This is a genomic window from Cellulomonas sp. Y8 (assembly GCF_008033115.1).
Classification (GTDB): Bacteria; Actinomycetota; Actinomycetes; order Actinomycetales; family Cellulomonadaceae; genus Cellulomonas.
Genome location: NZ_CP041203.1, coordinates 1,799,422 through 1,823,085 on the forward strand (window position 1 = coordinate 1,799,422; position 23,664 = coordinate 1,823,085).

The 23,664-nt window shown below is 76.0% G+C and carries 16 protein-coding genes and 2 pseudogenes; 8 read left to right on the forward strand and 10 right to left on the reverse strand.

Features of this window, described 5'->3' with window-relative positions; translation table 11 throughout:
• Positions 1 to 77 precede the first annotated feature (77 nt).
• Positions 78 to 4,271, reverse strand: coding sequence for a nitrate- and nitrite sensing domain-containing protein (locus FKM96_RS08155; RefSeq protein WP_147794823.1), 4,194 nt, complete (start codon positions 4,269 to 4,271; stop codon positions 78 to 80).
• 175 nt (positions 4,272 to 4,446) lie between these two features.
• Between FKM96_RS08155 and FKM96_RS08160 the strand changes: the two are divergent.
• The 3 genes and pseudogenes from FKM96_RS08160 (at position 4,447) to FKM96_RS08170 (ending at position 6,976) form a co-directional block, all read left to right on the forward strand.
• A pseudogene (locus FKM96_RS08160) lies at positions 4,447 to 5,432 on the forward strand (NAD(P)H-quinone oxidoreductase).
• 67 nt (positions 5,433 to 5,499) lie between these two features.
• Entirely contained in the window at positions 5,500 to 6,081 is a 582-nt protein-coding gene (locus tag FKM96_RS08165) for a bacterial proteasome activator family protein (protein WP_147794824.1), read from the forward strand.
• Between the two features lie 187 nt (positions 6,082 to 6,268).
• Positions 6,269 to 6,976: an NYN domain-containing protein gene (locus tag FKM96_RS08170; protein WP_147794825.1), complete on the forward strand. Its 708-nt coding sequence runs from the start codon at positions 6,269 to 6,271 to the stop codon at positions 6,974 to 6,976.
• Here FKM96_RS08170 and FKM96_RS08175 read toward each other — a convergent pair.
• The 7 genes from FKM96_RS08175 to serS form a co-directional block, all read right to left on the reverse strand.
• Entirely contained in the window at positions 6,967 to 7,905 is a 939-nt protein-coding gene (locus FKM96_RS08175) for a DMT family transporter (RefSeq protein ID WP_147796989.1), read from the reverse strand. The two genes, FKM96_RS08170 and FKM96_RS08175, sit on opposite strands and share 10 nt — an antisense overlap.
• Before the next feature lie 135 nt (positions 7,906 to 8,040).
• Positions 8,041 to 9,015 (reverse strand): carbohydrate ABC transporter permease, encoded by a 975-nt coding sequence (locus tag FKM96_RS08180; protein WP_147794826.1) that lies wholly within the window; start codon positions 9,013 to 9,015, stop codon positions 8,041 to 8,043.
• The gene (locus FKM96_RS08185; RefSeq protein WP_147794827.1) at positions 9,012 to 10,001 is read right to left on the reverse strand and encodes a carbohydrate ABC transporter permease; all 990 of its coding nucleotides are present in this window, start codon (positions 9,999 to 10,001) and stop codon (positions 9,012 to 9,014) included. The genes FKM96_RS08180 and FKM96_RS08185 overlap by 4 nt, the downstream gene beginning before the upstream one ends.
• Positions 10,002 to 10,105: 104 nt before the next feature.
• The gene (locus FKM96_RS08190; protein WP_168216921.1) at positions 10,106 to 11,500 is read right to left on the reverse strand and encodes an ABC transporter substrate-binding protein; all 1,395 of its coding nucleotides are present in this window, start codon (positions 11,498 to 11,500) and stop codon (positions 10,106 to 10,108) included.
• 125 nt (positions 11,501 to 11,625) lie between these two features.
• Positions 11,626 to 12,672 carry a LacI family DNA-binding transcriptional regulator gene (locus tag FKM96_RS08195; protein ID WP_147794829.1) on the reverse strand — a complete coding sequence of 349 codons (1,047 nt, stop codon included), beginning with the start codon at positions 12,670 to 12,672 and terminating at the stop codon, positions 11,626 to 11,628.
• An 88-nt stretch (positions 12,673 to 12,760) separates the two neighbouring features.
• The gene (locus tag FKM96_RS08200; RefSeq protein ID WP_147794830.1) at positions 12,761 to 13,582 is read right to left on the reverse strand and encodes an HAD family hydrolase; all 822 of its coding nucleotides are present in this window, start codon (positions 13,580 to 13,582) and stop codon (positions 12,761 to 12,763) included.
• Entirely contained in the window at positions 13,579 to 14,874 is a 1,296-nt protein-coding gene (gene serS, locus FKM96_RS08205) for a serine--tRNA ligase (RefSeq protein ID WP_147794831.1), read from the reverse strand. The genes FKM96_RS08200 and serS overlap by 4 nt, the downstream gene beginning before the upstream one ends.
• An 83-nt stretch (positions 14,875 to 14,957) precedes the next feature.
• Between serS and FKM96_RS21425 the strand changes: the two are divergent.
• Both FKM96_RS21425 and FKM96_RS21430 read left to right on the forward strand, forming a co-directional pair.
• Positions 14,958 to 15,449: pseudogene (locus FKM96_RS21425) on the forward strand (diacylglycerol kinase family protein); the annotation flags it as partial.
• 338 nt (positions 15,450 to 15,787) lie between these two features.
• On the forward strand, positions 15,788 to 16,135 hold the full coding sequence (locus FKM96_RS21430; protein ID WP_246855259.1) for a diacylglycerol kinase family protein: 348 nt from the start codon (positions 15,788 to 15,790) through the stop codon (positions 16,133 to 16,135).
• 16 nt (positions 16,136 to 16,151) lie between these two features.
• Here FKM96_RS21430 and pheA read toward each other — a convergent pair whose 3' ends face one another.
• Positions 16,152 to 17,114 carry a prephenate dehydratase gene (gene pheA / locus FKM96_RS08215; protein WP_147794832.1) on the reverse strand — a complete coding sequence of 321 codons (963 nt, stop codon included), beginning with the start codon at positions 17,112 to 17,114 and terminating at the stop codon, positions 16,152 to 16,154.
• A gap of 144 nt (positions 17,115 to 17,258) precedes the next feature.
• Between pheA and FKM96_RS08220 the strand changes: the two genes are divergently transcribed.
• Positions 17,259 to 19,751, forward strand: a complete 2,493-nt coding sequence (locus FKM96_RS08220; RefSeq protein ID WP_210417391.1) for a hypothetical protein — start codon at positions 17,259 to 17,261, stop codon at positions 19,749 to 19,751.
• Here FKM96_RS08220 and FKM96_RS08225 read toward each other — a convergent pair.
• Positions 19,643 to 22,483 (reverse strand): bifunctional diguanylate cyclase/phosphodiesterase, encoded by a 2,841-nt coding sequence (locus FKM96_RS08225; RefSeq protein ID WP_147794833.1) that lies wholly within the window; start codon positions 22,481 to 22,483, stop codon positions 19,643 to 19,645. The genes FKM96_RS08220 and FKM96_RS08225 overlap by 109 nt on opposite strands.
• Before the next feature lie 186 nt (positions 22,484 to 22,669).
• Between FKM96_RS08225 and FKM96_RS08230 the strand changes: the two genes are divergently transcribed.
• Positions 22,670 to 22,978 carry a type II toxin-antitoxin system VapB family antitoxin gene (locus FKM96_RS08230; protein ID WP_147794834.1) on the forward strand — a complete coding sequence of 103 codons (309 nt, stop codon included), beginning with the start codon at positions 22,670 to 22,672 and terminating at the stop codon, positions 22,976 to 22,978.
• Complete coding sequence (locus FKM96_RS08235) at positions 22,968 to 23,651, forward strand: LytR C-terminal domain-containing protein (RefSeq protein ID WP_147794835.1); 684 nt, start codon at positions 22,968 to 22,970, stop codon at positions 23,649 to 23,651. The genes FKM96_RS08230 and FKM96_RS08235 overlap by 11 nt, the downstream gene beginning before the upstream one ends.
• Positions 23,652 to 23,664: the final 13 nt, after the last annotated feature.

The window sequence follows — 23,664 nt, forward strand, 5'->3', positions numbered from 1 at the left end:
CGGCGTCCGCGAGGGCACGACGCCCCCGACGGCTGCCGGACTGGAAGCTCGACAGCCGGTCGCGCAGGCTGTCGGCGTCACGCGCCGGAGCCGGACCCGACTCGGGCTGCGAGATCTCGGGGGCCGCCGGGATCGCGGTCGGCACGCGGCGGGTGAGCGAGCCGCCGGCCGGCACGTCGACCTGGGGCCGGTACGCGGACAGCTGGCTCAGCTCGCTCAACGCCTGCTCCTGGATGTCGGCCCGCAGGGCGAGCATCTGGGCCGCCTCCGCGTCGAGCGCGCCGGGCCGGCGGGGCTGGTCCGTGGGCGCCGCGGCGGCGGCGGGCTGGGCGGACCACGACGGGGCGGGCGCCGGCTGCGGGACCGACGCGCCGTCGGGCGACCAGGACGACGCCCAGGCGCTCATGTCGCGGTGCGGACGGCGCTCCGCCGGCGCGGGCGCGCCGGGCTCGGGGGCCGGCGGCGGGACCTCGCCGCGGGTGCGGGTCGGCAGGGGCGCCGCACCGGCGGGCTCCTGCGGGGCCCACGCGGGCTCGGCGGCCTGGGCCGGCAGCTCGGGCGACCACGCGGGCTCGGCGGGCGCCGACCACGCGGGGGCGGCGGACCGCGCGCCGGGCTGCGGCGCGGCCTCGGCGGCGGGCAGCACCGGCTCGGCGGGGGCGGCGGGCTCCGGGGCGGACCACGCCGGGGCGGCGCCCGGGTAGGCGCCGGCGTCCTGCTCCGCGGCGGGGGTGCCCCAGCCGGGCGCGGCGGGGGGGCGCGGCGGACCACGGCGCCGAGGGGGCGGGCCGGCCCGGCTCGGCGACGCGCTGCTGCTCGCCGTCCCAGCCCGCGACAGGCTGCCACGTGTGGGCGGCCGAGGGACGGGTCGGCAGCGCGGCCTGGGCCGGCGCGGCGGGCTGCGGCGCGGGGACCGGAGCGGCCGGCGCGGGCACGGCCGCGGGCTGCGGCGCGGCCGCGGCCGGTGCCGAGGTCGCCGGCCAGGCGGGCGCGGCGGCGGGCGCCGGGGCCGGGGCGTCCTCGGCCGGGGCCTGCGCCGGGCGGCGGCCGAACGAGAACAGGGACCGGCGCTTGCGCGGGCGGCTGCCGGCCTCGGCCGGCGGCTCGTCGCCCTGCACCAGGGTGGCGAAGTCGGGCAGCGCGGGCGCCGCCGGCGCGGGTCGGGCCTCCGCGGCGGGGGCCACGGGCGCGGCGGGCGGGATCGCGACCGGCGCGGCCGCGGCGGGAGCCGTCGGCACCTGCGGCGCCGGGGCGGACGGCGCGGGCACCGGGGCGTCCAGGACCGTCGTGTCGTCCGCGCGGCCCACGGGGGCGAGCGGGGCGACCGGCTGGTCGGCGACCGGCGCGGCCGCGCCCGACCAGAGGGCGGGCGAGTCCGCCGCCGCGGGGGCGACCGGCTCCGGCTCGGCGTGCGGGGCGGGCACGGTCCAGGACGGCTGCTCCGGCGTGGCCGGCGCGCCCGTCCAGGAGGACCAGGCGTGCGACTCGTCGAGCGGCTCGTCCGGTGCGAGACCCGGCACGACCAGCGGCTGCTCGGCGGGCGCGGCGTCGGCGGGCTGGTCCGCGACCTCGGGGGCGGCGGGCTCGGCCTGGGCCGGCGCCGACCACTCCGCCGCCTCGGGGGCGGCCGCCGGCTCCGTGCGCTCCGGCTCGGCGACGGGCGCCTGCACGATCGGCAGCGAGGCCGTGAGCGGCGCGGACAGCGCGTCGAGGCGGGCGTGGTCGGCGGCCGAGACCTCGGGCTCGTGGTCGACGAGCTCGTCGACGATCGAGCGCACCTCGGCGGGCGATGTGATCGGCCCGCGGCGCGTGGGCAGCGCGGGCGCCTCGGCGGCCGGGGCGTCCGCGGGCTCCGTGGCGGGCTCGTCCGCGACGGGCACCGCGTCGGCGGTCCCGGTCGGGTCGGTCGCGTCCGTGCCGGCCTCGTCGGCCGGCGCCAGCGCGTCGCGGCCGCGGAAGCCGGAGAACAGGCCCGCGCGCGGTCCGGCGGGCGCCGGGGCCGGGGCCTCGGGCTCGTCGGCGGGCGCGGCGGGGGTGCGCGACGGCAGGGTGCCGCGAGAGGGCAGGCCACCGCGCGACGGCAGCGGGGCCGGCTCGCCGGGGGCGGGGGCGACCAGGGGCGTCCAGCCGCCGGCCTCGGCCGCGATCTCGGGGGCCAGCGTGGCCTCGGCCGGGGCCGGCAGGACCACGTCCTGCTCCGCCGGGACGTCCGAGCGCGCGGCGGGCGCGGCGGCCGGGGTCGCCTCGCCGGCGGTGCGGCGGCGCGGCAGGCCCGTCTGGGTGGCGCCGTCGGTCAGCGCGGCCAGGTCGACCGGGACGGCGACGGGCGCCTCGACGGTCGGCAGCGACCCCGTGGCCGGGCCGGAGGCGCGGCCGGCGGCGGGCCCGGCGAGCGCCGGGTCGTTGGCGGTGAACAGCGCGACCGGGAACCGGACGACCGCGGCCGTGCCGGACAGCTCGCCCTTGGCGCGCTTGAGGACGACCTCGGCGCCGAGCCGCTGGGACAGGCGCGCCACCACGAACAGGCCGAGGCGCTGCGCACCCAGGGCCTCGGTGGGCGACGTCGAGGAGATCGTGGCGTTCGCGGCGGCGATCTCGTCGGCCGACATGCCCAGGCCCTGGTCGACGATCCGGACCACGACGTGGTCGCCCTCGACGCCGGTCTGCACGACGACGGGGGTGCCCGGCTCGGAGAACAGCGTCGCGTTCTCCAGCAGCTCGGCGAGCAGGTGCGCGGCGCCCAGGGCGTTGAAGCCGTGCATCAGCGGGTCGGCGTCGAGCTCGAGCTGGACCCGGTCGTACTGCTCGATCTCGGACGACGCGGTGCGGACGACGTCGGACAGCGGCATGGCCTCACGGAGGCGGCGCCCCGAGTCGATGCCGGCGAGCACGAGCAGCGACTCGGCGTTGCGGCGCATACGCGTGGCGAGGTGGTCGAGGCGGAACAGGTTCGCGAGGACCGCCGGGTCCTCCTCGGAGCGCTCGAGCGTGTCGATGAACGACAGCTGGCGGCCGAGCAGCACCTGGTCGCGGCGGGCGACGTTGACGAACATCTCGGCGATGGAGCCACGGAGGGCGGCCTGCTCGCGGGCGACCTGGATCGTCGTCGAGTTGACGTCGTTGAACGCCTGGGCCAGCCGGCCGACCTCGTCCTGGGACTCCACCGGGATGTTCGCCAGGGTGAGGTCCGGGGTCTCGCCCGGGACGGCCACCTGCTCGACCAGGCGGGGCAGCGTCTCGCGGACCGTGCCGGCGGCCGCGGTCAGGCGGCGCATCGGGACGACGATCCCGCGGGAGACGACGAGCGCGATGAGGATCGACAGCACGGCGGCGGCCGCGGCGATGCCTCCGGTGAGGATCGCTCGCTCCTGCGCCTGGCCGGCCACCACGTCGGCGCGCTCCGTCGCGGACTCGAGCAGCTCGGTGCCCACGGGGCGCAGCGAGGCGAGCTCCGCGTTCACGAGGCTGTTCCACCGGGTGGGGTCCAGCGCGGAGACGGTGAGCTCGTTGCCGGACACCATCGACAGCTGCATGGCCGTGAGGTCGGCGTCCCGCGAGCTGAGCTGGATGCCCGGCAGGCGGAGGCTGTTGGTGCGCTCACGGGCGTCGGACCGTGCCTGGTCCTGGACCGCGAACAGGGCCGCGAGCTCCCGGACGTCGGAGGAGTTCGCGCCGTCGGCGTTCAGCACGCTCGTCGCGAGCGGCTGGGCGCGGAGCACCTGCTCGATCGTGTCGGCGATGGCGCCGTACGCGGACATGCGGCTCGCCAGGGACCGCTCCGACAGGGTCTCGGAGACGACGACGGGCACGTCGTTGTCGGCCGACACGATGTCGGTGTAGTTGCTGTCGACCAGCGTGCCCGGGATGGAGTCGGCGTCGACGCGGTCGCGGATCTCCACGAGGCGCGTGTGCTGGTCGGTCGCCTTCTGCACGGAGTCGGCCACGCGGGCGTCCAGGGTCGACAGGTCGATGTCGCGCAGCGCGGTGCCGAGCGCCGCGACCGCGTCGTCCGTCGCGGACCGGGCCGCGCTGAGGTTGCCGCCGAGGTCCGCGTCGGTGGCCTGCTGCACCGAGAGCGTGCGCTCCTGCTGCAGGGCCTCGGCCGCGCGGGCGTACAGCGGCATGACCGTCACGACGTCGCGCACGGTGGCGGCGGTGCGGGCCTCGCCCACGGACTGGGTGGTGATGTAGGCCGCGGTCAGCAGCAGGACGAGCACGGGCAGCGCGAGGACCGCCAGCACCTTGGTGCGGATGCCGAGCCTGCGCAGCATGTCGACCTGCCTCCCGATCCTCGCGTCCCACCTGGCCGTGCGGGCACGCCCAGGTCAAGGCACCCGTGGAGGGCCCCCGTCCGAACCTCATCGGCGCCACCGGGCCGCCACATGAGCGCATCGGCAGGATTCATCCACCCGTGTCCTGCGACGACACGGTGCGTAGGCTCGCACGATGGACGTGGTGCAGGTCAAGAGCCCGGGCGGACCGGAGCAGCTGCAGGTGGCCGAACGGCCCGACCCGGAGCCCGGTCCCGGCGAGGTGCTGGTGCGCGTGGCGGCCGCCGGCGTGAACCGGGCGGACCTGCTGCAGCGTGAGGGCAGGTACCCGCCGCCGCCCGGTGCGCCCGACTGGCCGGGCCTCGAGGTCTCGGGCGTCGTCGCAGGTCACGGGCCCGGCGTCGACCCCGCCACGTGGCCCGCTCGGCGCCCGGGTCGCGGCGCTGCTGCCCGGCGGCGGCTACGCGACGGCCGTGACCGTGCCGGCGGGCCTGCTGCTGCCCGTGCCGGACGACGTCGACCTCGTGGACGCCGCCGGGCTGCCGGAGGCGCTGCTCACCTCGTGGACGAACGTCGTCGACGCGGGGCGGCTCGCGGCCGGCGAGGTGCTGCTGGTCCAGGGCGGCTCCGGGGGCGTCGGGTCGGTCGCCGTGCAGCTGGGGGCCGCGCTCGGCGCCCACGTCGTCGCGACCGCCGGCGGGGCGGGAGCGGGCGGCGCGGTGCCGGGAGCTCGGCGCCCGCACCGTCGTCGACCACCGCACTCAGGACGTCGCCGAGGCGGTGCGCGCGGCGACGGACGGGCACGGCGCGGACGTGGTCCTCGACGTCCTGGGCGCGGGCGGGCTCGCGACGAACCTGGCGGCGCTCGCCACCGGCGGCCGGCTCGTCGTCATCGGCACCCAGCGCGGGTCGCGGGGCGAGCTGGACCTGGGCCTCCTCATGGCCCGGCGCGGCAGCGTCATCGGCACCACCCTCCGCGCCCGCCCGCTCGCGGAGAAGGAGCGGATCGTCGCGGACGTGCGGGCGCGGGCGTGGCCGATGCTGTCCGACGGCCGGCTGCGCCCGGTGGTGCACGCGCGGCTCCCGCTCGACCGCGCCGCCGACGCGCACCGGCTCCTGGACTCCGGCGAGGTGTTCGGCAAGGTGCTGCTGGTCCCGTGACGGGGGCGCGGGCCCCGGCCACGCCGCAGGGGTGCCGTCGGCGCCCGCGCGCGAGAGGATGGCGCGCATGAGCGACTCCAGCACCGGCCCGCAGCGCCCCCGCGTCGTCGTGCTCGGCGGCGGCTCCGGCGACCCCGGCGACCAGGACGGCGAGGCCCGCGCGGCCGCGGGTGCCGAGGGGCAGGCGGACGCGGCCGAGGAGGCCGCCGCCTCGGTCGGCCAGCCCGCGAAGGTCATGCGGATCGGCACGATGATCAAGCAGCTGCTCGACGAGGTGCGCAGCGCCCCGCTCGACGAGGCCGCCCGCGCCCGGCTGGCCGAGGTGCACGAGCGGTCGCTCCGCGAGCTCGAGGACGGCCTCTCGCCCGAGCTGATCGACGAGCTGCACCGGATCACGCTGCCGTTCGCCGACGAGCAGACGCCGAGCGACGCCGAGCTGCGGATCGCCCAGGCCCAGCTCGTGGGCTGGCTCGAGGGCCTGTTCCACGGCATCCAGACCGCGCTGGTGGCGCAGCAGATGGCGGCCCAGGCCCAGCTGACGCAGATGCGGCGGGCGCTGCCGGGCGGGCACGGGCCGGCCGGTCCGGTCGGCCCGGGCGGCGTCCCGGGGGCGCCGACGGCGGACCAGGGGCCCGGGCAGTACCTCTAGGCCTGCTCCGCGGCACCACCCCTGCTCACGACCCGCCGCGCAAGGTCGTGAGAACTGCTCTTGTGGCCGTTCGCGGCGCGCTGTCAGGCTGGCACGCGGGAGCTGGGTCCCGTTGACACGTCACCCGGCGCTACGACATGGTTGATCTGTTGCTCCCCGCCGTCTCCGGATTGGCGGGGACTTTTTTGTGCCCGCGGGAGGCCCGGTGCTGCGCGCGTCGATGGTCGTCGACTACCAGAACGTCCATCTGACCGCCCGCGACGTGTTCGACCCTCGTGGGGCGTCCCACCACTCGCTCATCCACCCGATGCAGTTCGCACGGCGGGCGGTCGCCGAGCGCAACGACCGCCAGCGCGAGGGTTTCCCGCACGCCGAGCTCACCCGGGTCACCGCGTTCCGTGGTCTGCCCCACGTCGACCACGACTGGGAGCAGCACCGTCGGTGCCTCGACCAGGCGTCCCGGTGGCGTCGGGACGGAGCGACCGTCGAGCTGCGTGACCTGAAGTACCGGTACGAGCGCGGCGCCGACGGACGCGAGATCCGCGACGTCCACGGCAGGAAGGTCCCGCTCGGGCGCCCGCAGGAGAAGGGCATCGACGTGCTGTGCGCGCTGGCGTGTCTCAACGAGTCCGAGCGACCCGATGTCGACCTCGTGATCCTGGCCTCGCGCGACACCGACCTGGTGCCCGTGCTGGACGAGCTGTACGACCGCCGGGGCCGCGAGCCGCAGCGCTTCGCGCGCGTGGAGACGGTCGCCTGGTACGACCGCGATGCCCGTCGGACCGGCGGGATGGTCGGTGGGCCCTTGGTGCCGACCGCCCCTCGGCGGATCTGGAACACCAACCTGGGACGCGCCTGCTACGAGGCATCGATCGACCGGGTCGGCTACCGCTGAGGAGGTCGGCTTGACCCCGACTGCTCCGCGGTGGTCTTCCCCGGCCCCCGGCGCGTCGCGGTCAGCACGATCGCCACCGACACGCACAGCAGCCCGACCACCTCCCAGCCGTGCGGCCACTGCCGCAGCGCGACGGCGCCGACCACCGCGGCGGTCGCGGGCAGCATCGCCAGCAGCACGGCGAACGTCGCCGCGGTGACCCGGCGGAGCACGACCTGCTCGATCGCGTACGGGACGACCGACGACAGCACGGCGATGCCGACGACCGCGAGCGCCAAGCCGGCGTCGGTCAGCACCGGCGCCGCCGGCGCGGCGAGGAAGGGCGCACCGACGAGGGCCCCGGCGGTCATGCCGACCGCGAGCGAGGCGATGCCGTCGGGTGCGGGACGCGCGCCGTCCGGGTCGGCCGCGCCGGTGCCCCCCGCGGGCCGCCGCGCCCCGTGGGCCACCCGGCGTCCGAGCAGGATGTACCCCGCCCAGCACGCCGCGGCGATGCCGATGGCGACCAGCCCGCGCACCGAGTCCTCGCCGCCCGTGCTGAGCTCGACCCCGGCGAGGAGCACGACCCCGAGCGCGGCGACGACGATCCCGAGCCGCTCCCGCCAGGTCCGGCCGGTGACGGCGGCGACGGCGACGGGGCCGAGGAACTCGATCGCCACGGCGGTGCCCAGCGGCAGCACCTCGATCGCCACGTAGAAGGACACGTTCATCGCGGCGAGCACCACGCCGAACGCCGCGGCCGCGCCGAGGTCGGCCCGGGTCCACCGCGCGCGCCAGGGGCGGCGCCAGGCCAGCAGGACCAGCGCGGCGACGGCGATCCGGAGCCAGGCGACGGTCGGCGACGGGATCACGGCGAACAGCGCGACCGCGAGCGCGGCACCGCCGTACTGCGCGAGGCCGGAGACGGCGAACAGCGCCGGCGCCGGCACCCGCCCCACCACGCCGCCCGCTCGTCCGCTCATCGACCACGCACTCTACGGGCCCGCACGGCAGTGGAGCGTTCTGCCGGACACGCCGGTGCGTGTCGGGCAGAACGCTCCACTCACGGGGTCCGCGGCCGGGGGTCAGCCCTTGACGGAGCCCGCCAGGAGGCCGCGCACGAAGTACCGCTGCAGCGAGATGAACACGATGAGCGGGACCACCATCGAGATGAACGCCCCGGCGGTCAGCACGTGCCAGTCGCCGCCGCGGCTGCCCGCCATCTCCGCGACCGCCACGGTCAGCGGCCGGGAGTTCGGCGACGCGAACGTCAGGCCGACCAGCAGGTCGTTCCAGACCCAGAGGAACTGGAAGATGCCGAACGCCGCGATGGCCGGGACCAGCAGCGGCAGCAGCACCCGGAAGAAGATCTTCACGTGCCCCGCGCCGTCGACGCGTGCCGCCTCCACGAGGGACGACGGGATGTCCTTCATGAAGTTGTGCAGCAGGAAGATCGCCAGCGGCAGGCCGAAGATCGAGTGCGACAGCCAGACCGTCCAGAACGACCCGGCGACGCCCGCGCTCACGTAGTCGCGCAGCAGCGGCACGAGGGCCACCTGCAGCGGGACGATCTGCAGCGCGAACACCGCGACGAACAGGATGTTGCGACCCTTGAAGTCGATCCACGCGAACGCGTACGCCGCGAGCAGGGCGATCGTGATCGGGATGATCACCGCGGGGATCGTGATGACGAACGAGTTGACGAAGTACGTCGCCAGGTCGGCCCCGGAGCCGAACAGCGCCTGGTCGTAGTTGTCGAGCGTGAACTCGGCCTCGCCGTTGAACAGTCCGCCGAACACCGTCCACCAGCCGGAGCGGCGGATGTCGAGCTCGGGCCGGAACGACGTGACCAGCAGGCCGACGGACGGGATCGTCCACAGGATCGCGATCACGATCGCGAGGAACGACGCCCAGGGCGACGACAGCTTGCCCTTGGTGGCGATGGCTCGTCTCTCGAGCCGCGAGAGCCGACGCTGGCGTCCCGGCTCGCCGCCGGCGTCGGCGGTCTCCTCGAACGCCTCCGCGAACGGCCCGGTCGGGGGGAGCGGGGTGGTGGTCATCGGATCTCCTCCGACCTGCGCAGCTGCCGCACGTTGTAGATGACGATCGGCACGACCAGGATGAAGAGGATGACCGCGAGCGCCGAGCTCAGCCCCTGGTTGTTCTGCCGGAACGCCTGCGTGTAGAACTCGTTCGCGATCACCTGGGTGTCGAACTGCCCGCCGGTCATGGTCCGGACGATGTCGAACACCTTGAGCGTGCCGATGGCGATCGTCGTGAGGACGACCACCAGCGCCGGCCGGATCGACGGCACCGTGATGAAGCGGAACATCTTGACGCCGTGCAGGCCGTCCAGCCGGGCGGCCTCGACGATGTCGTCGGGGATCGCCTTGATGGCCGCGGACAGCACGGTCATCGCGAAACCGGTCTGGATCCACACCATCACCACGATGAGGAACACGGTGTTCCACGGCGCGTTGATGAGGAACTGCTGCGGTTCCAGGCCGACCCAGACCAGCACCTGGTTGAGCAGGCCGGTCTGCTTCACGCCGGGCTGGTCCGGCTTGAACTCGTAGACGAACTTCCAGATGATCGACGCGCCGACCATCGAGATCGCCATCGGGATGAACACCAGGGCCTTGGCGAGCTTCTCGAACCGCGTGCGGTCCACCAGCACGGCGTAGACCAGCCCGATCAGCGTCGACGCGATCGGCACCAGGATCACCCAGATCGCGGTGTTGGTCAGCACGCTCTGGAACTGCCCGCCCGTGAGCACCCGGGTGTAGTTGTCCACGCCGATGAACTCGTTGCCCCGCTTGTCGAAGAACGAGTTCCACAGGGTCAGCACCGCGGGCCGCACGAGGCCCCACGCCAGCAGCAGCAGCGCGGGTCCCGCGAACGCCGCGGCGACGACCCACCGGGGGACCCGCTTGGGCCGGTCCACCAGGAACAGGATCGCGCCCATGACGACCACGAACAGCGCGACCGCCAGGAACATCAGGGCGAACTTCTCGCCCACCGAGCTCGCGCTCGTCAACCAGCTCATGTACGCCTCCGAACCGGACGGGCCCGCCCGGCGGGACGGGGGGTGGTGCCCCCGCGCCCCGCCGGGCGGGCCGTCAGCCGATCAGTCGATCGAAGCCCGACCCGTCAGGATCCGGCGGGCCAGGAGTCCTCGACGGACTTCGCGGCGTCCTCCGTGGAGGTGCCGGTCAGCCAGTTGACGATCGCGGTCCAGAAGGTGCCGGCGCCGACCTCGCCCGGCATCAGGTCGGACGCGTCGAACCGGATCACGGAGTTCGGGTCGGCGAGGATCTCGGCCGACAGCTGGTCGAACTCGGTGGCCAGGTTCTCCGGGTCCAGGCCGTTGTTGGCGCTGACCCAGCCGCCCATCGGGGTGGTCTTGGCCTTGGTGTTGGCCCAGTCCGCGCTCGACAGGTAGGTCTGGAACGCCTGCACCTCGGGACGGTCGTCGAACGCCGCCACGAACTCGCCGCCGCCCAGGACCGGCTTGATGTCGGTCTGGTTGGTGGGCAGGTAGAACGCGTAGACGTCGCCGTCCGGCGCGACCTCGGTGCCCTCGGGCCACTGCGTCTGGTAGAAGTTCGCCGCACGGTGCAGCCAGCAGGTGCCGTCGAGGATCGGGAAGCCCGCGTCCGTCCACGGCGTGGTGGCGATCGAGTCGACGCCGCCCAGGCCGGCGTTCACGTACTCGTCGTTCTTGAGGATCTCGCCCGCGGTGTCCCAGGCCTCGATGATCTGGGGGTCGTTGAACGGGATCTCGTGCGTGTACCACTGGTCGTAGACCTCGGGACCGGCGGTGCGGAGCACGATGTCCTCGATGAAGTCGGTGCCCGGCCAGCCGGTGGCGTCACCGGACTCGACGCCCGCGCACCACGGCATGGCGCCGTCCTCGACGATCTGGTCGGACAGCGCGATCAGGTCGTCCCAGGTCTCCGGGACCTCGTAGCCGGCGTCCTCGAACATCGACGGCGAGTACCAGACGTACGACTTCACGTTGGAGCCCAGCGGGGCCGCGTAGAACGTCCCGTCGACCGTGCCGTACTCCTTCCACGACTCGCTGAAGAACTCGTCGACGTTCGCGACGGTGGCGTCGGGCGCCGGGACGATCGCGTCCGGGAAGTCCGTGACGATCGTGTTCAGCAGGCCGGGCTGCGGCAGGTAGGCGATGTCGGGGGCGTTGCCGGCCTGGATGCGGACGAGCAGCTGGGCCTCGAACTCGCGCGAGCCCTCGTACTCGACCGTGACGCCGGTGCACTCCTCGAACGGGTCGTAGGAGTCCTCCTGCGTCTGCTGCTCGGGCTCGACGATCGACGTGTAGACCGAGACGGTCGTGCCGTCCAGGTCGCCGAAGTCGTCGAACACGGAGCAGTCGATGTCGCTCGCGGCGCCGGTGTCGCCGCCGCCGCTGGTGCCCCCGTCACCGGAGTCGCCGGAGTCGCCGGAACAAGCCGTGAGCGCGAGCGCCAGCCCGAGCCCGCCGGCCACCGCGGCGCTCGCGCCGCGACGACGGATCCTCATCATGCGTCTGCCTCCACCTCGTCGTGGTTGCGGGCCGAGGCGGGTGCGCCTCGGTGCGTGGGTCATATGCAAGCGTTTACATGGCTGGCGCACAACCACCTGACGGGTTCCGACTTGTCACGATTTGGTCACGTGGACGCGCGGTCGGCCCGATTCCGGCTCGTCCCGGTTCGTCCCCATGGCCTCGCCGTCGACCCGCGCTCGACCAGCACCGTCGGGAACACGACCTCCTCCGGGACCGGCGCGCCGGTGATCATCTCCAGCAGCATCGACGCCGCGGTGACCCCCTGCTCCTGCGCGTTCTGCACCATCGTGGTCAGCCCCAGGTGCTCCCCCATGTCGTGCCCGTCGACCCCGACGACCGACACGTCCTCGGGCACCCGCAGGCCGCGGTCCCGCAGCGCCAGCAGCGCGCCCATCGCCATCTCGTCCGACGCCGCGAACACCGCCGTCACGTCGGGGCGCCGGTCCAGCAGCGCGTGCATCGACGCGCGGCCGCCCCGGACGTCGAAGTGCCCGTGCACCTCGAGACCCTCGGTCGCCAGCCCTCGCGCGGCCAGCTCGGCGCGCCAGCCCTCGGCCCGGCGCACGGCCGGCGACCACGGCAGGGTGTCGTCCGGCTCCCCCGACAGATGCGCGATCACCGTGTGGCCGAGGTCCGCCAGGTGCGCGGCCGCGCGGCGCGCGGTGCCGACGTCGTCCAGGCCGACGGTCACGTGGCCCGGCGCGCCCGCGCCGACGAACACCAGCGGGTAGCCGAGCTCGTCGAGCAGCGCGACCTCCTCCGCCTCGAGCGGGAGCCCCACGACGAGGACGCCGTCGACGCGGCGGCGCAGGACGTCCGGGTCCAGCCGCAGCCGCCGGACCTCCCGGGACACCTCGAACGTGTAGAGCAGCGCGTCGAAGTCCTCGACCCGCAGCGCCCGCTCCGCGCCCTCGATGACGTTGGCGAAGAACCAGTGCGCGACCCACGGCGTGATGAGGCCGATCGTCCGCGTCCGCCCGGAGGCGAGCGACGAGGCGGACGGCGACGGCACGTACCCCAGCTCGTCGGCGGCCCGGCGCACCCGCTCGCGCGTGGCCGCGGTGACGTTCGGCAGGCCGCGCAGCGCGCGCGACACGGTCGCGGTGGACACCCCGGCAGCCCGGGCCACGTCGACGATGCCGTGCGCCATGGCGGGGATTGTGCTCCGCCGCGCAGGCCCCGGTCCACCCTGTCGGGTGACCGGTTGCCGTGGGAGCGCTACCGCCTTCCCGCCCGCCTCAGGCCGGCGCGTGCCCGACGGTCCGCAGCACGGCGACCACGCCGTCGTCCTCGACCGTGCCCGTGACCTCGTCGGCCGCGAGCCGCACGAACTCGGGCGCGTGCCCCATCGCGACGCCGCGCGCGGCCCAGCGGAGCATCTCGACGTCGTTGCCGCCGTCGCCGACCGCGACGGTCGCGAACGGCTCGACGCCCAGGTCGCGGCGCAGCTCCTCCAGGGCGCTCGCCTTGGAGACGCCGCCGGGGGTCAGGTCGAGCCACGCGCTCCAGCCGACCGCGTAGGACACCTGGTGCAGGCCGACGCGCTCGACGAGCTCGCGGAACTCCTCGGGGGTGCTGCCCGGGTCCCGCACGACGACGCGGGTGGCGGGCTGCGCGACGAGCTCGTCGAACGGCAGCACCGTCTGGTCGCCGGTGAGCTCGTGGTCCGGGAACGGCCGGGACACCCGGAAGCCGTGGCCCAGGTCCTCGACGGCGAACAGCGCGTCGGGCAGCTCGGCCTGCAGCACGCGGAGCGCGGGCTCGGGGTCGAAGGTGGTGGTGCTCGTGACCTCGTAGCCCTGCGGCGCCCCCGGGTCGAGGCGCGCGGTCACGGCGCCGTTCGAGCACACGACCCAGCCGGTCGTGATCCCGAGGTCGGTGGCCACCGGCACCGCGCTGCGCACGCCGCGGCCGGTCGCGAGGACGACGTGGGCGCCCGCGTCGCGGACCGCGGCCACGGCCTCGCGCACGGCGGGCGACACCGCGCCGTCGTAGGACAGCAGCGTGCCGTCGACGTCGAGGGCGACGAGGGTGCCGGCCGCCGTGCGCGGGTGCGTCATCGGGATCCGCCTCCCACGGGCTCCAGCACCTCGAGGCCGCCGAGGTACGGCCGCAGGCCCTCCGGGACCCGCACCGAGCCGTCGGCCTGCTGGTGGTTCTCGAGGATCGCGACGATCCACCGGGTGGTCGCGAGCGTCCCGTTCAGCGTCGCGACCGGCCGGACCTCGCCGTCGGCGGTGCGCTCGCGCACCCCGAGCCGGCGGGCCTGGAACGTCGTGCAGTTGGAGGTCGAGGTGAGCTCCAGGAACCGCTCCTGGCTGGGCAGCCACGCCTCGCAGTCGAACTTGCGGGCCGCGCTCGACCCGAGGTCGCCCGCGGCGGTGTCGATGACCCGGTAGGGCAGCTCGACGAGGCGGAGCATCTGCTCCTCCCAGCCGAGGATCCGGCGGTGCTCGTCCGCGGCGTCCTCGACGGTCGTGTAGGAGAAGGCCTCGACCTTGTGGAACTGGTGCACCCGGATGATGCCGCGGGTGTCCTTGCCGTAGGACCCCGCCTCGCGCCGGTAGCAGGCCGACCAGCCGGCGTACCGCAGCGGGCCGCCCGACAGGTCGAGGATCTCGCCCGAGTGGTAGCCGGCGAGCGCGACCTCGGAGGTGCCGACCAGGTACAGGTCGTCGGCCTCCAGGCGGTAGATCTCGTCCGCGTGCGCGCCGAGGAACCCGGTGCCGGCCATGACCTCGGGCTTGACCAGCGTCGGCGTGATGACCGGCGTGAAGCCCGACCTCAGCGCCAGGTCGACCGCCGCGTTCAGCAGGGCGAGCTCCAGGCGGGCGCCGATGCCGGTCAGGTAGTAGAACCGGGCGCCGGACACCTTCGCGCCGCGCTCGGTGTCGATGGCGCGGAGGCCCTCGCCGAGCTCCAGGTGGTCGCGGACGGCGAACTCGGCGCCGTACTCCGCGGCGAAGTCGCGGGGCGTGCCCTCGTGCCGCAGGACCACGTAGTCGTCCTCGCCGCCGGCGGGGACGCCCTCCTCGACGACGTTCCCGATCCGCCGGGCCAGCTCGGTCGCCAGCTCGTCCGCGGCGTCGGCGTCGGCCTGCAGCGCCTTGACCTGCTCCGCGAGCTGCTTCGCGTGCGCGAGCAGGGACTGCTTCTCCTCGCCCTGCGCGGAGGCGACCTTCTTGCCGAGCGCCTTCTGCTCCGCGCGCAGGCTCTCGAAGTCGGTGAGCGCGGCGCGCCGCCGGGCGTCCGCGTCGAGCACCTGGTCCACCAGGGCCGGGTCGTCGCCGCGGGCCACCTGGCTCGCGCGCACGACGTCCGGGTCCTGGCGCAGCAGCTTGAGATCGATCACGCTCCCGAGCCTACCGACCGCCGCCGCGGTGCCGCGCCGCGAACCGGAGGCGGCGGCCCAACCCCGGCGCGTAGATTCCTCGCATGACCTGGGAGGGATGGCTGGCCGTCGCCGCCGCCGCGCTGTCCGTCGCCGCTCTCGTCGTCGCCGTGGTCGCGTGGCGCGCGACCGCCGCCGAGCGCCGCGCCCGCCGCGCCGCCGGGATCCTCGGGACGGCGGCGGGCCACCACGCCTCCGTCACCACCCCCGCGCAGCCGGAGCCGCACCGCCCGCTGGTCGCGTTCGTGGCCAACCCGTCGAAGCCCGACGTCCCCGACCTGCGGGCGACCGTCCGCCGCGCGTGCGCCGAGCAGTACCTCCCCGAGCCGCTGTGGCTCGAGACCACCCTGGAGGACCCGGGCATCGGGCAGACGAAGGACGCCGTCGCGCGCGGCGCGGACATCGTCGTGGCGCTGGGCGGCGACGGCACGGTGCGCGCCGTGGCCGAGGCGCTGGTCGGCACCGGCGTCCCGATGGGCCTGGTGCCGGTCGGCACGGGGAACCTGCTCGCGCGGAACCTCGACATCCCGATCGGCGACCCGCTGGCCGCGCTGCAGATCGCGCTCGACGGCACCGACCGCACGATCGACGTCGGCTGGCTCAAGGTGCTGAAGTACGAGTCCGGCGTCGACGACGACGTCGCGGAGGCGGCCGACGACCTGCCCGCGGACACCGACGTCCCCGCGCGACCACATCTTCCTGGTGATCGCCGGGGTCGGCTTCGACGCGGCGATGGTCGCCGACGCGGACGACGAGCTCAAGGCGCGGGTCGGCTGGGTCGCCTACTTCGTCGCCGGCATCAAGCACCTGCACGGCCGCCGGCTGCGGACCACGGTCCGGCTGGACGACGCGCCGGGCGAGCCCGCCCGCGCGGGTGCGCAGCCTGCTCATCGGCAACTGCGGCCGGCTGCCCGGCGGGATCACGCTGCTGCCGGACGCGGTGCTGGACGACGGCTGGCTCGACGTGGCGGCGATCGACACCCGCGGCGGCGTCGCGGGCTGGGCGCAGCTGTTCGGCGAGGTGGTGCTGCAGGGCGTCGGCGTCCGCAGCCAGCTGCCCGCGAAGATCGGCCGGATCGACCACGCCCGCGCCCGCGAGGTGCACGTCGAGGTGTCCGGCGGCGAGTACGTGCAGGTGGACGGCGACGTGATCGGCCAGGTCACCGAGCTGTCGGCGCGGGTCGAGCCGGGCGCGCTGGTCGTCCGGGTCGCGACGGCCTGACGGCGGCCCGCGCGGCTCAGACCGACACGCCCCCGCGCACCGAGCGCAGCCAGTCGCGGGCCGTGCGGAAGTCGGCGTCCGCCGTGCCGATGTGCACGTCCGCGGCCCGCCGGTCGGCCCGCGGGTAGGAGCCCAGGTAGCGCACGTGCGGGCAGACCCGGTGCAGGCCCATGAACGCCTCGCCCATCCGCTCCTCGGAGATGTGCCCCTCGGCGTCCATCGAGAACGAGTACCGCCCGAGCGAGTCGCCGATCGGCCGGGACTCGATCCGGGACAGGTTCACGCCGCGGGCCGCGAACTGCTCGAGCATCGTCAGCAGCGCGCCGGCCTCGTTGCTGGGCAGGTGCACGACCAGGGTGGTCTTGTCGGCGCCCGTGGGCGGCGGGACCTCCCCCGGGCGGCCGACGACGACGAACCGGGTGACGGCGTTCGGGTTGTCCGCGACGCCCTCGGCGAGCACCTGGCCCTCGAGGCCGTAGTGCGCGGGCGCGGCGGGCGGCACGAGCGCGGCGTCGAAGCCCAGCGCGCCGCCGTCCGCCCCGGCGCCGGCCTCGGCCAGCAGCGCGGCGGGCGCCGTGTTGGACGTCGCGGGCAGGTGCACGGCGCGCGGCGCGTGCTCCCCGAGCCAGCGGCGGCACTGCACCCAGGCGTGCGGGTGGGCGGCCACCCGGCGGACCTCCGCGAGCGCCACCCCCGGCCGCCCGACCAGCGTGAAGCCGACGGGCACGAGCACCTCGCGCTGCAGCACCAGCGGGTCCCCCACCGCGAGCGCGTCGAGCGTGGCGGTGACGCCGCCCTCGATGGTGCTCTCGATCGCGACCACGGCGTGGTCGGCCTCGCCGGACCGGACCGCCTCGATCGCGCTGACCACGTCGGTCTGCGGGAGGTACTCCGCCTCCTCGGGGCCGGCGACCTGGCGCAGGGCCACCTCGGTGAACGTGCCCGCGGGGCCGAGGTAGGCGTAGCGCGGACGCGGCATCGTGGACCTCCTGGGGACGGCCGTCGCGCGGGCGCGCGACGGGTGTGGCCGGGGCGTGCGCGGGCTGTGCGGCGCGGGTGGACGTGCCGCGGGGAGTCGCTCGCCGCGACGCCACCGACAGTAGTGCGCCCGTACCCTGGGCCGGTGCCCCTGTCCACGCCTCAGCCGCGCGCGGCTGCTCGCCCCGCGCCCGCCCGACCCGCCACCGCCCGGGTGGTCGCCGCGGCGCTGGCGGCGCTGCTGACGGTCGCCGTGGGCTGGGTCGCCGCCGCTCCCCGGGCCGCGGCGGCGGACGGCGCGGACGAGGCGGCGGACCGCGCCCCCGTCGTCCTCGTCGGGGTCGCCGGCCTCCGCTGGGACGACCTCGGCTCGCTGACCACGCCCGCGCTGTGGGAGCTGTCCCGGAGCGCGTCCCTGGGGACCACGGTCGTGCGCAGCGCGATCTCGTTCACCTGCCCGTCGATGGGCTGGCTGGCGGTCTCGGCCGGCGGCCGCGCCACCGACCTGGCCGTCGCGGACGGCACCTGCCGCACGCTGCGCGACCCTCTGGCGAACGGCGCGGTGCCCGGCTGGGCCGACTACCAGGAGGCGATGGGGGCGTCGTCGTACGACTCCCGGCTGGGCCTGCTGGGCGACACCGTCGCCGCGGCGGGCGTGACCGCCACGGGCATCGGGCCGGGCGCCGCGATCGCGCTCTCGGACGCGGACGGCACGCCCGTCGGCACGCACGTGCGCGCACCGGCCGGCACCTCCGCGCTGGAGGGCGCCGTCGCGACCGGGCTCGAGGGCTCGCAGCTCGTGGTCGTCGACGCCGGCACCGTGCGGGACCCGGGCTACCAGACCCGCGGCCGGTCCGACGGGGACGCCGACGCCCCGGCGGACAACCAGGACGAGCCGCCGCTGTCCGGGACGGACGTGGTGATCGAGCCCACCCGGGCCGAGCAGGTGCAGGAGATCGACGCGCGGATCGGGGCGGTGCTGGACGCCGTCGCCGACGCGGACGACGACGCGACCGTCCTGCTGTTCTCGGTCGCGGACTCCAACCGCCGCGCGAACCTGCAGGTCGCGGCCGCGGCGGGCCCGACGCCGGACGGCAGGCGCTACGAGGGCGGTCTCATCGGCTCCTCGTCGACCCGGCAGGACGGCTTCCTGCAGACCACGGACATCGCCCCGACCGTGCTCGAGGCGCTGGGGATCCGCGACCAGGCGCCGACCGGCGCGCTCGTCGGCTCGCTGATCCGGTACAGCCCCGACGACGCGACCGCCGGCGCCCGGGTCGCGTACCTGATCGACCAGAACCGGCACGCCCAGGCGGCCGCGCCGCTGGTCGGCGGGTTCTACGTGCTCTGGGTCGGCCTGAACCTGGCGCTGTACCTGCTGGTCGTGGTCGGGCTCAACAACCGGGTGCGGCTGTGGTGGTCCGGCCTGCTCGCCCGGCTGCGCCGCCGGCCGCCGGGCGCCGGGCACCCGCGCCGCGTGCTGCACGGCCTGCGGATCGGGGCCGTCGCGGTGGCCGCGGTGCCGGTCTCGACGTTCCTCGCCAACCTGCTCCCCTGGTGGCGGTCGGGCGACGCCGCGTGGGCGCTCGCCGGCGCCGTGGCGCTGTTCGTCGCGGCCATCGTCGCGGTCACGCTGGGGCCGCCCTGGTGGCGCGGGCGGCTGCTCGGCCCGATGGGCGCCGTCGGCGGGCTCACGGCGCTCGTGCTCGCGGTCGACGTCGCCACCGGCGCCCGCCTCGCGCTCGACTCGATGATGGGCCCGGGCTCGCTGGTCGCCGGGCGGTTCTACGGCTTCGGGAACCCGGCGTTCGCGCTGTTCGCGACGGCCATGGTGCTCACGGCGGTGGCGTTCGCCGACCCGCTGCTGCGCGCCGGGCGCCGCGGCCTCGCCGTCGCGGTGGTCGCCGCCGTCGGCCTGGTCGCGGTGGTGATCGACGGCGCCCCCTCGATCGGCGCGGACTTCGGCGGACCGCCGGCGCTGGTCCCCGGGTTCGCGATCCTGGCCCTGCTCGCCGCCGGCGTCCGGCTGACCTGGCGGCGCGTGGTCGCGGTCCTGGCCGCCGGCGTGGTCACCGTCGTCGGCATCGCGCTGGCGGACTGGCTGCGGCCCGCGGACCAGCGCACCCACCTGGGCGCGTTCATCGAGACCGTGCTCGACGGCGGCCTGTGGACGGTGCTGGTGCGCAAGGGCGAGACCAACCTGCGCATCCTGTTCGGCAGCGAGCAGACCCTGCTGGCGATCGGCGGCCTCCTGCTCGTGGTGCTGCTGGTCGGCCGCCCCGCCCGCTCGGCCGTGAGCGCCCCCGACGGCGGCCCGTACGCGTGGCTGTCCGCCGGCGCGCCGCTCCGCCAGATCGGCACGGACGCCCCGATGCTGATGAAGGGCCTGGTCGCGCTCGCCGTCACGCTCGGCGTCGGCTTCGCGCTCAACGACTCGGGCGTGGTCGTCCCGGCGACCGGCATCGGCCTGGCCGTGCCGCTGCTCGCCGCCGCGTGCTCGACCTGGATGCTGCTCCAGCAGCCGGCGGCTCAGCGCGGCCCGGGCAGCCTCGCCCCGACCATGCCCGGGAGCACCGGCCCCGGCACCTCGACCGGGCGGACGGCGTCGGCGAAGGCGCAGGGCCTGCCGAACAGGTAGCCCTGCGCGAGGTCGCAGCCCAGCGAGCGCAGCGCGGCGTACCGGGCCTCGTCCTCCACGCCCTCGGCGATGACGTCGGCGCCCAGCGACCGGCCCAGCGCGACGACCGCCTCGACGACGCCCGCCGCCCGCGGCCCGGCCGCTCCGGATCCGCCGAGCTCCTGCACGAACGACTGGTCGATCTTGAGCAGCGTGACGGGGTAGTCGTGCAGGCGGGACAGCGAGGAGTACCCGGTGCCGAAGTCGTCGATGGCGACGCCGACGCCGAGCTCCCGTAGCGCCCGCAGCATCGGCACCGCGCGGGCGTCGTCGGCGAGCGCGCTCTCCGTGACCTCGATGCCGAGCCAGCTCGCGGGCGCGTCGTACGCCGCGAGCAGGTCCACGACCAGGGTGATGAGGTCGGCCCGGTCCTGCCCCGCGGCGAACTGCCGGGGCGACACGTTCACCCAGACCCGCAGCCCGGCGCCGGTGCTGCGGTTGTGGGCGGTGACCTCGGCGAGCGCGCGGTCCAGCGCCCAGGCGCCGAGCTCGCCGATCAGGCCGGTCTCCTCGGCGACCGGGATGAACTCGCCCGGCGAGACGGGTCCGCGGGTGCGGCTGGTCCAGCGCATCAGCGCCTCGACCCCCTCGACCCGGCCGGTGACCAGGTCCACCTCCGCCTGGTAGACGAGGGACAGCTCGCCCTCCTCGACGGCGCGGCGCAGGTCGGCGGCCATGGTCAGCCGCTGCCGCGCGCGGTCGGCACCGTGGTCCTCGTACCACTGGTGGCAGCCGCCGCCCGCCGCCTTCGCCCGGTACATCGCCACGTCGGCGCACCGGAGCAGCTCGTCCCAGGCCATCTGGCCGGGCTCGGCGTGCACGACCCCGACCGAGCAGCCGACCGCGAACTCCTCGCCGCGGACGGCGAACGGCTCGTCGAAGGCGGCGACGAGCCGGAGAGCGACGTCGTCGGCGACGGCGGTGGTCGCGTCGGGGAGCAGCACGACGAACTCGTCGCCCCCGAGCCGGGCCGCGACCGCCCGGTCCGGCAGGTCGGCGCCGACGCGCTCCGCGGCCCGCTGCAGCAGCTGGTCCCCGACCACGTGGCCGTAGGAGTCGTTCACGAGCTTGAACCGGTCCAGGTCGAGCAGCAGCAGCGCCGTCCCCGCCCGCGAGGTCGCGAGCGCCGCGACCGCCCGCTCCCGGGCGACGTCCCGGTTCGCCAGCCCGGTCAGCGGGTCGTGCGTCGCCGCGTGCGTGAGCCGGTCCTGCGCCTCGCGGAACCGGGTGACGTCCCGGGCCACGACCAGCACCGAGTCCACCGTGCCGTCCGGCCCGCGCTCGGGTACCGCCCGGACCTCGTACCAGTGCCCCTCGACCTGCGCGGACATGCTGATCAGCCGGCGCGGGTCCGCGTCGCCGTCGACGCCGCGGTCCTCGGAGATGGCGATCATGTGGTGCGCGAGCGCCCGCACGGAGTCCATGACCGGGGACCGGCCGGCGAGGTCGCCGACCCGGGAGCCGAGGTCGGCGTCCGTCACGCGGGCCGCGCGCCGCATGGCGGCGTTGACGAACCGGAGGCGGGCGTCGCCGTCCACCCGCGCGAGCGCGTCCGGGGTGTTCCGGGTGATCGACTCGAGGTCGCGGGTCCGGGCGGCGAGCGCGCGGGTGCGGTCGGCTGCGACCTCGACCGCCCGGAGCTCCGCGGCGGCGCGCGACGCGATCAGGCCGACCACGAGCGCGGTCAGCACCGCGCCCCCGAGCAGCGGGAGGGGGGCGAGCGGTCCGACCGCGTCACGCGGCTCCGCGGCGAGCGTCCAGGTCCGGCCCGCGACCGGCACCGTCACGGCGAGCCGGCCGCCCGCGGCGGGGCGGGCGTCGCCGTCCTCGGCGAGCACGCCGAGGACCGTGCCCCCGTCGCTGACCACGGCGGCGTCACGGGGCCGCGCGGTCACCGCGTCGAGCAGCGGCGCGACCGCGAACGTCGTCACGGTCCACCCGATCAGGCGGCGGCGGCGCTCGCCCTCGCCCCCCGGCGCGTCCGGGGAGTCGAAGACGGGCACCGCGATCGCGGCCTCGGCCTGCTGGGCGGCGCCCGCCCGCGCCAGCTTGCCCGCGTCAGAGGCGTCGAGCGCGGGCGACGTGGCCCGGTACGGCGCGCTCAGCACCGGCTGGCCGGAGTCGCGCGCGGCCGCGAGCGCGACGGCGACCGCCGCCGGCCCGTCGGCGTCGCCGGCGCCGGACGCCAGCGCGTCCAGCAGCGAGGAGGACCCGAGCCGGACGACGCGGGAGACGTGCACCTCCCCCGGCACCGCCACCGCCCCCGTGGGCCGCAGGTCGACGGACCCGGCGCGGTCCGCCGGACTCGCGGGCGCCGGGAGCCACGCGACGCCCGAGGTGAGGACCGGCGCGGACCCCGGCCGCGCGGCGGGGTCGGCCTCGAGAGCCGGCACGCCCGCCAGCACCCGCAGGTGGCCCTCCCACGCCGCGGCGGCGTCGTCCCACGACGCGCCCGCGGCGGGCGTCAGGAGGGACGCCGACGTGGACGCCACCCGGACCTGGCCGCCGAGCCGCGCCACCAGGGCCTCCGCCGACACGGCGAGGTCGGCGCGCGTCGCCTGCTCCGCGCGGTCCTGCTGCTGGTGCGCGTCGAACGCGGAGGCGAGCAGCGACAGGGCCAGGCCGACGGGCACGAGCACGGCCACGACCAGCCGCACCCGCCTGCGGGCGCGACCGCGCGCGTCGACCTGCATGCGCACCCCCTCCCCGAGCCCGCGCGGCGGCGGCCCCTGCCGACCGGGCCCGCCGTACCCGTCCCATCGGCCGCCGGGCGCGGGCAGGCGACCTCGGGGCCGAAGTTCACCCGGGTGCCGCCCCACGACCACCCACCCGCGAGCCGGTGCCCCCGCAGCGGGCCCGTCTCACCTACACTCGCGTCCGTGATCTTCAAGTCCGTGGGCGAGGGCAGGCCCTACCCCGACCACGGCCTGGTCACGCCCAAGCAGTGGGCCGACGTGCCGCCGCGCCAGGTGCGCCTGGACGAGCTGGTCACCACCAAGCGCACGCTGAACCTGGACAACCTGCTGTCCGAGGACTCGACCTTCTACGGCGACCTGTTCGCGCACGTCGTGCAGTGGCGCGGCGTCCTCTACCTGGAGGACGGCCTGCACCGCGCGGTGCGCGCCGCCCTGCAGCAGCGGCCCGTGCTGCACGCGCGTGTCCTCGTGATCGAGTCCGATGAGCGCTGACCGCACGCCGGACGCCGCGCGCCAGCGCCGCCGCCGGCACACCCGGGAGCGCCAGGCCGTCGTGTTCGGCGTGCTGCTCGGCGGCCTGGCCGTCGCCGCGTTCGGCGCCGCGGCCGTGTACACCGGCAACGTCTCGCTGCCGTTCCTGTCCCGGGACTTCTCGTCGCCCGAGCCGACCGGCCTCGCGGCCGTGAACTCGCCGTGCCCTCCGGAGGGCGCGACGCCCGTGCCGTACGGCCAGGTCACCGTCAACGTGCTCAACGGCACCACGCGGGTCGGGCTCGCCGGGGACACCGCCTCGGCCCTGTCGTCGCGCGGCTTCGTCATCGGGCAGCAGCTCAACGCGAGCCAGATGGGGTACACCACGTACAGCGGCAACGCGCTCATCCAGTTCGGCACCCAGGGCGTCGCCGCCGCCTACACGGTCGCCGCGCAGTTCGACACCCCGCAGCTGGTGCTGGACACCCGCGAGGACGCGTCGGTCGACGTCGTCGTCGGCTCGACGTACAACGCGCTGGTGGCGGCCGCCGACGTCGTGCTGGTCGCGGACCAGCCGTTCGCCGTGCCTGAGGGGTGCATCGCCCTCGACCAGGTCACCCCGGTCGCGCAGGCCACCCCGCCGCCCGCCACGGAGGAGCCGGCGACCGAGGAGCAGCCCGCGGCCGAGGGCTGAACGCCCCCGGCCG